Here is a 13,600-nt window from a genome sequence, read left to right on the forward strand (position 1 = left end):
TTCCGCCCTTGTGCCTTTTGCCGTTTACGTACCGGCTCCGGCAACCAGAAAGCACTTATGCTGCATCAGGCTCAAATCCGACGGGGCTGCATCATCGAGCGGGGCGGGCTGACGTGAGCCGACCGGCCGCCGCGTTCGGTTGCGCGACGCCGGCAGCATCCAGCGCGGCAACCCATGCGTCGACTACCGCGGACATGGATGTCGCGGTTCGGAGCTGCATGGGATGTCTGACGGCTGGCTTCACACGGGCCGGAGCCGCCTCATGCCTCGTGCCGGAGGCTGCGACAGCGATCGCCGTTCAATCCGGCGCAGGTTTATTATAATGAGATTTGGATTCCGCTCGTTTGGCGGACTCGCGTTTGACATTGTTTCCAAGGAGGGTGAGGCTTTGTCTCAAACCTTCGTCCTCGATCACAGACAGGTCCGGGCCCTCGCGAGAGAGCGATTTGTCATGCTGCTCCAACTCTGCCGCACGAACCTCCTGCGCGTGCTCGCAGTCCTCAGGAAGCGGCTGGGGACGACCCCATCTGCCGAGAAACTGCCTCGCGCGTTCGGGAAGCGACAGGCGATAGGCGTTGCTGGCCTGCCGCACCTGAGGGCCGCGTCCTTCGTTGCCTGTCGGCGTGTAGCGTCTGAGCCAGTCGAGGAAGCCATGCGCCCGTAGGTTCCTCAGCGCCCGCACGATCGCATCGCGTGATCGTTTCAGCCGACGCATCAGCGTGTCGATCGACGGCTCCAACCGGCCAGTCCTGAAGTCGACGAGATTGGCGAGATATTCCAGCACCTCGATCGCCACCGAGCCGAGCGGGCCGCAGCGCCGGCCCTTGCGGCGCATGTTCAGCTCGTAGCGTTTTGCGGCAAACAGGATGAGCCGGACCTCCTGCCGGCTGGTCGCTTTCCAGAACGCGCCTTCGCACCGGCCGCGCTCGTAGCTGTCTCCTCGCACGGGCACACGCGCCCGTTGGTTGCTCAGTGTTCTCGCGAGCACCGTCCCAATCTGCTCGAACATGGGTCCTTCAACCTTCCGTTCAGGCAGGCACAGCCGGGCAGCAGGCAAAGCTCCGCCGTTCCCGCGAGAGGCGTCTCTTGCAGGTTCGGTGACACTCGGCTATTTTCGGAAGCTGTTTGGGTTGGCTTCCAAAGAGCCGGCATCTGACTTCCCGGAAACCTCTTCTCGTTGGCGCGAGGAGAGGTTTTTCTCTATGTCCTTACCTCTGTTTCAACGAACCCCCGCGACTTCCTGATGGATTGGCCCGATCGTTCGGCCTGCGCCGGGCGCTTCATTCATCGGCCGAGATAGACGGACGTAACCTGGATGCGCTCGTGCCCCAGTTCCCGGCTGATCTGCTGCCGCGCTTCGGCGTCGACAGCGCACTGTTCCGGCGACAGTTCCCTAACGGCGGGGCCGCCTGCGGCCGGCGGTTTCCAGCCGGTCAGCGCCTCGTAGCGGGTTTGCGCATAGGCGTGCCGGAGCCCGTGCATGGCGCTGAGGCTGGCTGCCTTGCATTGGCCGTCATAGACATGGCGCTGCTGGATGTAGCTCTTGTGCGCCGGGATCAGCGAGCCGGAACCGGCAAGGGCATGGGCTTGACCCAGAACAGCGCGCTGCTCTGCCGTGGTGATCGGCACCGTCCGTTCCCGGCCGCCCTTGCACCACGATCCTTTCAGCGCGATGTGGTCGCCGCGATCGGCATAGGCCGGCTGGAATTTGATCGACTCCTCCCGCCGCAGGCCGAACGCCTGCTGCAAGCGTAGGCTCATGTGGACATGCGCGTCGGTGACACGGTCGAGGCGAGCGCCGTCAAGATCGCGCGCTTTGCTGCCGCTGCCGGCATACTGGCGCTGCGGGATGCCGAGCTTGGCGTTGTCGGCGGGAATGATTCCGGCCTTGCTGATCTTCTGTGCCCAATAGCGCAGATGCGACAGCCTGTTCTTGATCGTGCCGACAGACAGTTTCTCGGCCTGCCAGCGTTCCAGCAGCGCATCGACATGCGTTCCCTTAAGCGATGTGGCGCGCATATTGCAGAAGCCCATCTCCTTCAACTGCCGGGCGATCGACGCCAGCGAGTGCATCCGCTGGGCTTGGGTCATGGCGCCGCCGTCCTTGTTGCGACGGCAGAGCTGCTTCAGGTCATAGGTCAGGTCGTCCATGGTTCTTCCTCCGGCTTCATCGAGCCTCGAATGGTGTCGGTCTTGTCGTTGCGAGCGGAGTGCGTTGGGTCAGTGTTCATGCCATCGCCGCGAGACGCGGGATGCCCCGTAGGGGCCCAGGGGCCAGATGCGCTCGATCACCTGATGCCTCGAATGAGGCGTCCGTCCTGCTTCCTGCGGGAAGGCCAGACGGAAGGGGGCGCGGGGAAGACCGCGCGGCGATGATCGGGACGCAAGGATCGAAAAAGCCGCGTCATGGCGGGTGCTGCGTTGGTGTTCTGCCGCAGCGGGATGCTGAAAGCGAAGGAATGGTGTTGGCGTGCATGGGTAGATCTCCGATGATGGTCGAGTGGAAGCTGACGGCTTGCCGAAAGGCAGACGGCAAAAAGCAGCCCTGCCCTAAGGCGGGACCGGGACGATGAAGACGGGCAGGCGTTGCCGCAGGCCGACAGCCGGCAAGCGGCCACTGGCGAAGTGCTGGCGGTCGCTGGAACAGGAAAAACCCGCGGAGCGCGAGGGCCTGCCAGGTCGATGAAAGGAAACGGGCGGCAGGTGACCGCTGCCGCAGGGAAGAGAGAGAAGATGCGTACTGCCGCAGCGACCTGGGCATACGCACGCACTGCCGCAGGCAAACAACCTACGGCTGGTGGGAGTGGCCGCACAAAAATGCGCGGCTGCAAACAAGCTACCCCGCATTTGCAGCGAGGCTCGGGAAAAGATGCCAGCCTCCGTTCTGACGGACGCCCGGCTATGACAAGTATGGCTCCACCCTGTTGGCAGGGCCGACGCGCGCGAGGGAGCCGGAGCGCGCCTGGGAATGGCCGACTGGATACGGCCTTGCAGCAGAATATGTGCCTACGGCACGACTGCGCTGCACCAGTCTCAGTACAAAATTACCCTACCACCCCCATCGACATGAGCCCATCAAATTATTGGATCATGCTCCACGCCTTGCCGTTGCGGCAGTTGCCCGCCACGTCACTGCGGAACCCCAGTGACGGCGCGAGCAAGATATACGGGCTGCGGCAGCGTCCATCGAAAGCTGGCGGGGTCTGCCGCCGAAACGGCCGACAATTGCAGCAGCCGATCAGGATGGCCGTCGCGGCAGGTTCGTGAGAACCCGAGCAAGCGCGGCGACGGGTCTCTCGGGACGTTGGCCGAATGGCAAAATGCGGCAACAATCGGGCCAGAACCGCGAACCGCTGCGGCAGCAAGACCACGCCTGGAGCGAATCACCGGCGCCACGCAACACGAGTCTGGAGCGGCGCATCCTCGCCCCCCGTCCGGTCAGTTCTCGACCGACGCGGCGTCATCGCCTTCCGGTTCGGCTGCCCTGCCGATGCGCCTGGCCCGTTCGATGAAGCGTTGCAGTTCGTGACTGTCCCGGGCCTTGTTGGTCACGATGAACGTCCTTGCGGTCGCGAGCTCGTCCGTGACCGGCCGGATGATGATGTCGGGGTAGTTGTAGGTCGCCGCCTGCGTCTCGAGCCCGAACCCGATGCCGTATCCGGCTCCCACCAGCATCATCATAGACTCATGCCCCAGGACATATTCGGCGACGATCGGCGGCGGCAGTCCGCTGATGTAGAGCGACTTCATGAACAGCTTGTAGCCCCCGGCGCATTGCTCGGGATGGCACAGCACCAACGGATAGCGCAGCACGTCGGCTATAGACACCCTTTCGAGAGAAAGAAGCGGATGATGCCTCGGAATGGCGGCGATCGGGCGTTCCGACCAGATCGGCTCTTTGATGAAGCTCGACACGACATCGCCGTCAACGGTGACGCCGGCGTCGATCAGGTCGTGATCGAGGGCGGGTAGCAGGTCGCCGGCCGTCATCCAGAGGATGCCGATCCCCGTCGCGGGCTCTTCCTCCCGGGACATCGCGAGCAACCGCATCAGGTTCGGCTGCGCCAGCTGATCGGCGATGCCGATACGCAGGCGCTCCCTGCTGCCGTTCGCGACCGAATGGGCATGCTTCCTCGCCTCGTCGTAGAGGGCGAGCAGGCGCAGGCAGGACTCGCGGAACGCCTGGCCCGCCGGGGTGAGCCTGACCCTGCCCTTGGCGCGAGCGAGCAGATCGACGCCGATGTCGTGCTCCAGATCCCGGATTGCGCGTGACAGGGGTGTGGGGTCGACACGCAGCCTGACCGCCGCCTTCACGAAGCTCTTTTCCTCGGCCACGACGACGAAGTATCTCAGGAGACGCAGTTTCATCAGGACTATCCTCCCTTGCCGATGACCATGCTCACGCCAGCGCGCTTCGCCTCTTGATCCCCCAACCGCCTCCGGGTGCTGTTCCTCCGTTGCTTCCCGCTGGCTCACCTCACGCTGAACCGGACCGGAGCGGTGACTGTCTTGTTGACGCCTGCGCCGCCGCGCGTCCCCCGTCCCCGCGCCGGTGCGCGTGCTGCGAAGCGGTCGGGACAAGACGGAAAGGAACATGGGTACGCTCTTCTTCTCGGTATCTGGCGCTATGGCGATCAGGCTGTGGCGCCGGCGTCGGGTCCGGAAAACGGCGTACGGCAACCGACATGGTCGTGCAGCCGCGACATGGTTCGTCCATGCCGGACCAATCGGGTGAGGTCGCAGTCGAGGCAATTCGTCCGGCTATGCTTCGGGTGAATGACGAGATCGGCGATGGTGAAGCCGTCGAAGGTGGAGAGATAGGTCTCCCACGCCGCGCGGCGCAGCGCGCTGAACGCGGGCGTGGCCGTGTCTTGGCCGAGCACCCCGCCGATGACGGGGTCGGTGAGCCGCAGCACCGCGCCGATATTGATCTCGTCAGCCGGCCGCCCCAGCCGCAGGCCGCCCGCACGGCCGCGCTCGCTGACGAGATAGAAGTTGCGCGACAGCCTGGCGACGACCTGCGCGGCATGGTTCTTCGTGGTTCCGGCATGGTCGGCGGCGATCTGCGTCGTGACCGGAGTGGTGGAACCGGCCTTGAGCGCGCATAGCACCAGCACGTCGATGGCGATCTCCGCCTGCCGCGTCATCCTCATGGTCGCCGTCCTCCTTCGGGCCGCATCACCATCCACGCAGCGCAGAGGAGCATCGGGGCTGCGACAAGCATCGCCAGCGAAAATGACGGCCGGGCTCCGATCCAGAACAGGCCGTAGCCGAGCGCCATGCCCGAGCAGGCCATGCACTTCGCCCGGCGCGGTATCGTGCCGTATTCGCGCCAGTCGCGAATGACGGGGCCGAAGCGAGGATGATCGAGCAGCCGGGCCTCGAGCCGTGGCGAGGACCGGCCGAAGCACCATGCAGCAAGGATCAGGAAGATCGTCGTCGGCATGACGGGGAGGAACGCACCGATCACGCCGAGCGCCAGCATGACGACGCCGGCGGCGAAGAACCAGCTCCGGCGAAGTTCGCTGGCGAAGCGTCGGCCGGCAAGCCGCCGGTTGTCGTCCGCCAGCCCCATCATTCTCGTTCGAGCAGCCGCGTCTTGAGACAGCGCAGGAAGCCGTGGCCCATGAGGCACACAGGCTCCGGCGCGGGGTTGCAAGGCAGGGACGCGGCGGCCGGTGCGGAGGAGTAGTGAAAGAGCGGAATGGTCATCCAAACACCGCGTCGACCAGACCATGCACCTGGCGGAAGGCGGCCTGCGCGCCGGCGACGACGCGGGCCTCTTCCGCCTCCGACAGCGCGATCTCGTCGAGTGCGGCAGTGAAGGTGCGCCAATGCAGGCCGCGCCCTTCAGGCGCGCCGGCCAGGTGCCGCGCGCCGAAATCTTCCGAAAGGCCGAGCGTCTCCTTCGCCCATTTGAGCAGGAAGGCCGCGCCCATGTTCGAGCCTTCCGCGACATAGAGCCAGCCGAGCGCGTTCGGCAGATCGAAGACAGCGCCGGGTGTGAACACTGGCGGCGCATCGAAAGCCAGCGTTCCCATGCCGAGATCGACGAGATCCTGCTTGATCTGCGGCAGGCGTCGCCGTCCGGCAAGATCGGGCAGCAGCGCGTCCAGTTCCGGGTCGTCATAGAGCGCGTCGATGTCGCGGTGGAAGGCATGCTGCACCTGCACGAACAGCCCATATCGCTTGCGGCTCGTAAACGGTTCACCCGCCATGATCGCCTTGTCCAGACGATCATGGGTGTCGTGTGCTGCAGCCTTCAGCCGCTTGGAGCGGGACAAGGCAGGAGGATTGTCAAGAATGACAGCTTCATTCATAGATACGGCCTCGTGGGAATGGACATGGAAAACAGGTCAGGGCGGACCAACGCCCGCCCTATGAAACACGAGCGTCAGAACTTCGCTGTCATGTTGAGGCGGAAGGTGCGGCCGGGCGAAGGCATCAGGCCGAGCGTAAGCGCGTCCATATAATAGACATCGGTGACATTATCGATCGCCGCATCGATCTCGAACTGATCGTTGACCTTGTAGCTCGCGAAAAGGTCGACGAGCGTGTAAGGCTTCCAGTCGATTTGTGAGACCGTACTTTCGACCGTATAGGCGCCACCGATGTTACCGGTTGGCCTCTTGCCGATATAGGTCACTCGGCCTCCAACGGTCAGCTTTTCATCGAAAGCACGAGTGCCGAGCGTGAGCGACAGACTGTTCTTCGGTGGAAGCTGGTTGATGATATAACTAGAGTCGATACCGCTTGCGTAACAAAGCTCGGTGAGCATCAAGCCAGATATCTGCCCCGGTTTCACGCAAAAATTTGTGTGTGTATACTGGGTATAGGCCAGGTCTCCGAAGAATCTTCCCATGTCATAGGAAGCTGAAATCTCGAAACCGCGCAGTTCAGCTTTGTCGATATTGACAGTTATCAGGTTTGCTTCAGGCGTGTTCGTACGTGTTATGTAATTATCGACATTGTTGTTGAAATAGTTTGCCTTGAACCGAAGCCTATCCCCTCCCATGAATACATCGTCGCGAAGCACGTTGAGGCCGACCTCCCAAGTCTTGGCATGCTCCGGCTCCAGACCGAACGCGGTAGGCCTAGTCGAAAAGCTGCGCGTCGTCTCGAACAGGCTCGGAAGCCGTATTGCCTCGGCATATTTGCCATAGAACTGGATGCCGTCCCAAGGCTCGACCGTTGCGCTTATTATGGGCGCGAGTCCATCACCATTGAAGCTTTTATCATCACGCTCCCACAATTGTTCGCGCCTTATTCTGATTATATCAGGGCGGGGGTCCGGCAACGTACTCCACTCAAGAGCACTGATCTCGGTTGTTCCACCATTCCCGTCTGAAATCGTGTAATAAGAAACGTTTCTTTGCTGCAATTGAGTGTCGTTGGACTTAAAATCAGAATAACGAAGAGACGCGTTGAGCGTAAGCCAGTCCGCAGGCTTCCATTCGCCGGAAGTAAACAGGCTCACTTCGCGGCGGTTCCCGGAACTGCCGTAATTGAGCCGCGCTCCCTCTCCCGGCTTTATGTCCTCATGGGTGTAGGAGCCACCATATGTCAGCGAGACCGCGCCAAAACTTGTGTCAAAAACGGAGGTGTTTTCGACGTTGAACCCCCATCTCTTGTTAGCGGTGTCGCCATAGTTCACATAAGTCGCATCGTTGCCCCTTCCGTATGCCTGGTTCGGCACCGTCATATCGACGTCGGTCATCCATAGACCAGTTTTCAGATTGATCAGGTCGCTATCCGACGGATTCCATTTATATTTCGCAGTATAGGTGTCCATGGTAACGCTGTTGAGCAGCGCCTGATAAGCGCCGTCTCCGCGCGCGACCTGCGACGGCATCATCTCGCCATAGTCGCTCTCATATCGCATGTAGCCCAAATCTATCTGCTGATCGTATGGGAGACGGATCGTACCTTTAAGGAGGACAGACTTATTGTCTTGTGAAGTGTTCAATACTTCTTCGCCCGCCCGATAGCGATTCAGGCCTTCGAATGTCATTGCGCTGTGGGTCGGGGATTCATTGACCCATTCAGTCCCATTCCAGATTTCTGCCGGCTTTATCACGGGGCTTGGAATTCCATCGCCTCTCGTTCCCGCATGATAATTGCCATTCTTGCGGCGAGCATAGGCCGCAACGAGATCGATATATTCCGACCTGAAGCCGGCTGCCACGCTGCCGCTGCCTCCGGTTGGTTCCAGAAATCCCGGCCTGTCCATTCCTTCCGGTCCACCGAAGGAAGAAGGAAGCGCATTATTGGGATAAGTGCCGGCACCGCGCAGACCGCCTACAGTGTCGATCGGCGGCACGGAAGAACTGTTTGAGTTGAATCCGCCCTTGAACCGCACGCCAAAGCTCTTGCCGGGCAGTAGGATGTCGTCAACACCGATGGTATTCATGCGAACGATGCCGCCGACCACGCCAGCCCCGTCCGCCGCGGAACTCGGCCCCTTCTCGACCATCGCGCTGCCTATGAAATCCGGGTCGACATAGGAACGGCCCGCAATGCCGGCGTAGCCGCGATAGACGGTCGTTTCCTGTATCGCGCCATCGACGCTGACCGGCACGCGCCCCTGTCCCTGCATGCCCCGAATGTTCACGTCGAGAGCACCACCACCAAGGCGGTTGTCGGCGTTGAGCACGCCCGGCGTGCCGGACAGCATGTCGCCAACCGATGTTCCCCGGAACCGTTCGATCTGTTCCTGCGAAATGTAGTTGCTCGAACCTGCCGTCTCGTAGGGCGTGTCCGGCGAGAACGCGCCGCCGCCGCCGCTGATCGTGATCGTATCCAACACCAGCGAACCATCGGCATCTACCGGCGCATCATGGGCGGCGGAAACCCGGTCGGTGATCGTCACCGTGTTCGCGTTGGTGAAGCTGTAGGACAGGCCCGTTCCGGCGAGCAGACGCGACAGGACATCAGCGGTCGTCCCCGCTCCGTTGAAGCCGCCTGTGCGCAACGAGCGCGTTGCCGCGGCGTCGTAGACGAGCTGGAGACCCGAGGTATCCGCGAAGCGGTTGAGCGCCTGGGGTAGCGGTCCGGCCGGAATGGCGTAGCGAACGGCTGCCGCGCGCTCCTGCGCCGACGCCACCTGGGCGCCGGCGGGCAGCAAGACCGCCAGGGAAACCGTCGCCATCAGGAACGCGGAAAAGCCTCGCGCGGAAAGGCGCTGCGATACAATGCTGGAATTCATCTCGATACCCTGTCCCCATGCGTCAACCGGACGAGCCGAACAAGTCGATCGGCCAGCCCTTCCGCCGGTTAAGACGTTCGCGCCGGAGAAAACCGGAGTAAAAAAATCAGGAAATCGAAAAAATTATCGGTGGATCAGGATCACGAAGTCGCCCAGCCGCGTGTCCCTGAAGCCGAAGGACTTTTCCAGCGCGTCGATGACGCCGATGATATCGCCGGTCTCGAACACGCCGCTGATGCGCTTGGCGCGTATGGAGCCGTCGATGATCCGGATCACGCCCCTGTGGTAGCGATTCAATTCGTCGACCACCTCTCCGAGAGGGCGGTCGACGAAAATCAGCTTCCGCCGCCTCCAGGCGGTTTCGGACTCGGTATCGACCGGCTCGACGGCGCCGAGATGCCCGCCTTCATAACGGACGCGCTCATCCGGATTGAGCCGCACGGACTCTCCACCAGTGCCGGCGGAGACGGCGACATGGCTCTCGACCACCGTCACCGTCACGCTCCCTGCGTCTTCGCGAACGCCATAGACCGTGCCGAGAGCCTTTGCCTCGCCGCCGAGGGCTTCCACGATGAAGGGCCGTCCGGCATCGGCGCTCACCGTGAACATGGCTTCGCCTTTCAGCAGCCTTATCCGCCGCTCGCCGGTGGTGTAGGCAAGCGTGATCGCCGAGCCGCTGTTCAATTCGGCAACGGAGCCGTCGGGCAGCGTAACGGTCTCCAGCTCTCCCACCGCCGCATAATTGTCGGCCAGAACCCGCGTGGGGACATCCAGATACCAGGCGCCCCCTATCAGGAACAGGCAGACGGCGAGAGCGGCCGAGAGCGGCCTGAAGCCGGGCATGGAAAAGCCGGTCCGGGCTCGCCGCGCCGGCGCCCGGAGCGGACGAGCCGGAACCGGGACGCTTCCCATCTCATGCCATGTGCCGGAGATTTCCGCATAGGCGGCGCGATGCTCCTCCGAAGCGGCAAGCCATGCCCGAAACCGCGCCTCCTCCGCAGGGGACAGAGAGCCTCCATCCTGCCGGAAGAACCATTCGGCCGCTTCCTCGAGCGAATCTCTGCTGTCCGGGTCTTTCATGAATATCAGCTTGCCTCACGCTGTGCCGGAAGGACAGGACGACCATCTCCGACCGACACATAAGACGTTTGGGTAGACAAAAACCGCAGGTCCGCAGCCGCTCTAATCATGCGCCTTCAAGCGCCGGGCGCAATGAACGGTCGCTGCCGCCAGGTGCTTTTCCACGGCGCTTCGCGTTATGTTCATCCGATCCGCGATCTCCGTGTGCGAAAGCCCGTCGAAGCGGCGCAGGACGAAACATTCCCGGCATCTGGGCGGAAGCTCCGCCACCGCCCGCACGAGTATGGCCAGCCGTTGACGGGCAATGATCTGTCGTTCCGCATCCGGCCGGTCATCTGCCGCATCCAGCGCGTCCGAATGGATGAAGCTCTTGTTGAAGCGCGCCCTTCGCCGGTGATGATCCGTGACGAGGTTGGAAAGCACGCGGTAGAGGAAGGCGCGAGGATTGCGCGGCACCTCGCCGCCCGAAGTCACCAGCCGCAGGCAGGCTTCCTGAACAAGCTCCTCGGCAATCCCGTCGTCGCCAACCTTCAGGCGGGCATAGCTGCGCAATTCCGCGTAGCACCGCTCGACGACCTCCGCCAGCAAGCGCCGGGGCTCGTCACCTTTCTCCGGGAGGGCGAAATCCGTCATGTGTGACAGTCCCGCTCTCTGTTCGGCGTGGCGTTCCGCCTGCCGGATTTACGGTTGTTCGGGAATATGCCGGCGAGGGTCGTGCTCATGGCAGGCAACAACATGCAAGAGAAAGCCCGCGTGCGGTGAACGCGAGTGGGGGCGACCTGTCTTGCGGATATCGCTTTTCCGACGTCCTTGCAACGCCGGGGAGTTGGACCTGCCCTTGAACCGGACAAGAGGGCTGCCCGAACTGATGGAATCGATTGTCCCGGGCCCTCAGAACCCACGCCGGCTTGGGGCGTCAGTCCACGGAGCGCCATCAACGTGGACGGAAAGCCACCCACGACATGTATGTCATACCGTATGTCTGCCTTGCGTACGAGTTTATTTTCTTGTGTAATTTCAGATACTTATGGAGAATTTCTGGCGGAGGGGATGGGTCTGACGTCGAACCTTCTCTGGCGCGGCCAACGTTTTCGCGGACTGCGTCCCTCGCATATCTGAACCGCCGTTCAGCCGTATATCCCGAACAGGAGCCATCCCAGTACCCCGGCGACGAGTATCGCCAGGACGATGTTCAGCTTCGACTTCCAGAGGTAGAGCACAGCGAGAGCCAGCGCGAAAATCAACATGCCGGCGGGCAGAGACGGCAGCCGCGGTATAAGCGTCACCGCTAGTTCCACTGTCGTTGCCGCGATGAGACCGACCACCCCTGCGGCGACTCCTTCGAGGAAACCATGCAAGGTCCTATTCTCGACGACCTGCTCGAGCCGCTCATGAAAGAGCAGCGAAAAGCCAAAGGCGGGCAGGAAGATGCCGACCGTCATGGCGACAGCCCCTAGCGGGCCACCTCCGAAATAGCCGACGAAGGTAGAAAAGATGATGAGCGGAGCCGGAAGGATACCCGAGAGCGCAAGGCCGTCGAGGAACTGGGCGTCGGTCATCCAGCCACTGCCAACCGCATCGTCACGCAGAAACGGGATGACCGTGTAAGCTCCGCCGAAAGTCAGCAGCCCCGCCTTCAGGCCCGAGAGGAACAGGCCCCAAACCGAAGGCTGGTCTGCCATTCCTTCCGCAGATGCCGTGCCAGGCGAGAGGGGCGGCAGGATCCCACTTTCTTGACCAACAGCGTAGGCAATCAAAGCAGCCGCCAGCAATGCTATTGCCGCGACTGCGGGTTGTCCCCGCTGCACCAGTACGTAACAAATGCCGGCCGCCGGAAGGGTGATCCAGAAGCTAGCACCTACCAGCGCCGCCACCGCGCTCGCCGCGCCGATGCCCCACAGCCATCTGTCGAGTAGGACGTGTTCGCCGATCCGGTGAACCGCGCGGACGATCAGGGCAATGACCGCGACCTGAACGCCGAGGAAGATCGGCCCCAGCGCCGATTGAGTGATGTCGATGGTGAAGTAGAGCCACGACAGGGCGAACATCAATATGAAGCCCGGCAGCATAAATCCCAGGCCAGCCAGGAGACCACCGAGGCGCTTTCCCGCCAACATGCCGATATGGACGCAGAGCTCATGCGCCTCTGGTCCGGGCAGCACCTGATAGACGGCAAGCAGGCGGTTGAAACGCTCGCTCGACAACCAGCGCTCCTCGTCGACCAGCTCTCGGCGTATCATTGCGATCTGAGCGACGGGCCCGCCCCAGGCGAGCAGGCCGAAGCGGAGGAAACGAACGAAGATCTGCCAAGATGACTGCGCTGGTGGCGACAGGTCAGCCGCCCCGCCGGATGCGATGGTCTCGGCAGGAATCTGGTTAGAGGTCGAAGAGGAGTTCATCTTGCACCTCCCGCTTTTGCGGAGGGCCAGTTGTGCGTCTCGGCCGTCGCATCGCGCGCCCATCGATAGAAAGCGTCATATAGCGCTAATCCTGCGTCGAGCTGTTCGAGGTCATCAGAGAACATCCGCGAGAGGCCGAGAGAAGCGGCAAGGAGCCCCGACGCTTCCGGCTCCAGGTCCAGGCGGGCGGTGTCTGCTCCCCTGACGATCCGCGCCAGCCGCAGCAGCGGTTCTGTGCCGATTCCGAACTCTTCGACCATCACGTCAAAGGTGCACAGCTCGCCGCGATGGCTCCAAAATACGTTCTCCACGTCGAAGGGAGCGGCGCCGAACCGCTCGGCCACGGCCTCCACTTCCTGTGGAGCGACGAACAGAAACACGGCATGCGGGTCCACAAAGCGGCGGATGAGCCAGGGACAAGCGATGCGGTCGATCTTTGGTCGCGCCCGTGTGACCCAGACCGAGCGCCCTTGCGCGTCACGAGGCGGGATACGCTCCTCGGGCACCGTGGGCAGTGCCGCAGCCGCCCAAGCTTCGTATCCGCCCTCCAACGCTTCCGCCGCAATCCCGTGATGTCGCAGCCAAGCGGCCACACCCTCACTGAGCTTCCTGCCTTGCTGGCATATGACGATCGCCTGGCGAGCATCGAGGTCGCCCGCCCAGTCTGGAACCGATGAATGGGATTTGCGGACCGATCCGGGAACAAGACGTGGTGCGGCGGCGAAGTCTTGGTCCGTCCGCACGTCTACGAGCGTCGGGCAGCCGGGCGTGCCATAGAGACGGGAGAGCTTTTCTATGGAAATTGTTGTGGGAGATGGCATGGCGCGTCCTCCGTTGCCGGATTGATCAGGACGCGATGCTTGAGCCGTAGCCTCATGGGGAGACCGCAGTCCCCATGAAAGATTCATCGCGCCAC

General features: G+C 62.5%; 11 protein-coding genes. All 11 read right to left on the reverse strand.

The genetic code is table 11. The features are described from left to right. Window positions 1-298 precede the first annotated feature (298 nt). The 11 genes from HNR59_RS08585 to HNR59_RS08635 all read right to left on the reverse strand — a co-directional run bounded on the left by HNR59_RS08585 (window position 299) and on the right by HNR59_RS08635 (window position 13,505). Complete coding sequence (locus tag HNR59_RS08585; RefSeq protein ID WP_183828660.1) at window positions 299-1,009, reverse strand: helix-turn-helix domain-containing protein; 711 nt, start codon at window positions 1,007-1,009, stop codon at window positions 299-301. A gap of 275 nt (window positions 1,010-1,284) precedes the next feature. Beyond that, window positions 1,285-2,151 carry a phage integrase N-terminal domain-containing protein gene (locus HNR59_RS08590; protein ID WP_183828663.1) on the reverse strand — a complete coding sequence of 289 codons (867 nt, stop codon included), beginning with the start codon at window positions 2,149-2,151 and terminating at the stop codon, window positions 1,285-1,287. A gap of 1,287 nt (window positions 2,152-3,438) precedes the next feature. Then, the gene (locus HNR59_RS08595) at window positions 3,439-4,368 is read right to left on the reverse strand and encodes a LysR family transcriptional regulator (protein ID WP_183828666.1); all 930 of its coding nucleotides are present in this window, start codon (window positions 4,366-4,368) and stop codon (window positions 3,439-3,441) included. A gap of 266 nt (window positions 4,369-4,634) precedes the next feature. Beyond that, window positions 4,635-5,153 carry an RrF2 family transcriptional regulator gene (locus tag HNR59_RS08600; protein ID WP_183828669.1) on the reverse strand — a complete coding sequence of 173 codons (519 nt, stop codon included), beginning with the start codon at window positions 5,151-5,153 and terminating at the stop codon, window positions 4,635-4,637. Further along, window positions 5,150-5,578: a YbaN family protein gene (locus HNR59_RS08605; protein ID WP_183828671.1), complete on the reverse strand. Its 429-nt coding sequence runs from the start codon at window positions 5,576-5,578 to the stop codon at window positions 5,150-5,152. Before HNR59_RS08605 ends, HNR59_RS08600 begins: the two co-directional genes overlap by 4 nt. A 130-nt stretch (window positions 5,579-5,708) precedes the next feature. Continuing rightward, window positions 5,709-6,320 carry a biliverdin-producing heme oxygenase gene (locus HNR59_RS08610; RefSeq protein WP_183828674.1) on the reverse strand — a complete coding sequence of 204 codons (612 nt, stop codon included), beginning with the start codon at window positions 6,318-6,320 and terminating at the stop codon, window positions 5,709-5,711. Window positions 6,321-6,394: 74 nt separating this feature from the next. Next, on the reverse strand, window positions 6,395-9,205 hold the full coding sequence (locus HNR59_RS08615; RefSeq protein ID WP_183828677.1) for a TonB-dependent receptor: 2,811 nt from the start codon (window positions 9,203-9,205) through the stop codon (window positions 6,395-6,397). A gap of 123 nt (window positions 9,206-9,328) precedes the next feature. After that, on the reverse strand, window positions 9,329-10,285 hold the full coding sequence (locus HNR59_RS08620; protein WP_183828680.1) for a FecR family protein: 957 nt from the start codon (window positions 10,283-10,285) through the stop codon (window positions 9,329-9,331). A 102-nt stretch (window positions 10,286-10,387) separates the two neighbouring features. Beyond that, window positions 10,388-10,918 (reverse strand): RNA polymerase sigma factor, encoded by a 531-nt coding sequence (locus HNR59_RS08625; RefSeq protein ID WP_183828683.1) that lies wholly within the window; start codon window positions 10,916-10,918, stop codon window positions 10,388-10,390. A 494-nt stretch (window positions 10,919-11,412) separates the two neighbouring features. Continuing rightward, window positions 11,413-12,684 carry a chromate transporter gene (locus tag HNR59_RS08630; protein WP_183828685.1) on the reverse strand — a complete coding sequence of 424 codons (1,272 nt, stop codon included), beginning with the start codon at window positions 12,682-12,684 and terminating at the stop codon, window positions 11,413-11,415. Continuing rightward, window positions 12,681-13,505 (reverse strand): chromate resistance protein ChrB domain-containing protein, encoded by an 825-nt coding sequence (locus tag HNR59_RS08635; protein ID WP_183828688.1) that lies wholly within the window; start codon window positions 13,503-13,505, stop codon window positions 12,681-12,683. The genes HNR59_RS08630 and HNR59_RS08635 overlap by 4 nt, the downstream gene beginning before the upstream one ends. Window positions 13,506-13,600 lie beyond the last annotated feature (95 nt).

The sequence above is a fragment of the Aquamicrobium lusatiense genome, assembly GCF_014201615.1.
Lineage (GTDB): Bacteria > Pseudomonadota > Alphaproteobacteria > Rhizobiales > Rhizobiaceae > Mesorhizobium > Mesorhizobium lusatiense.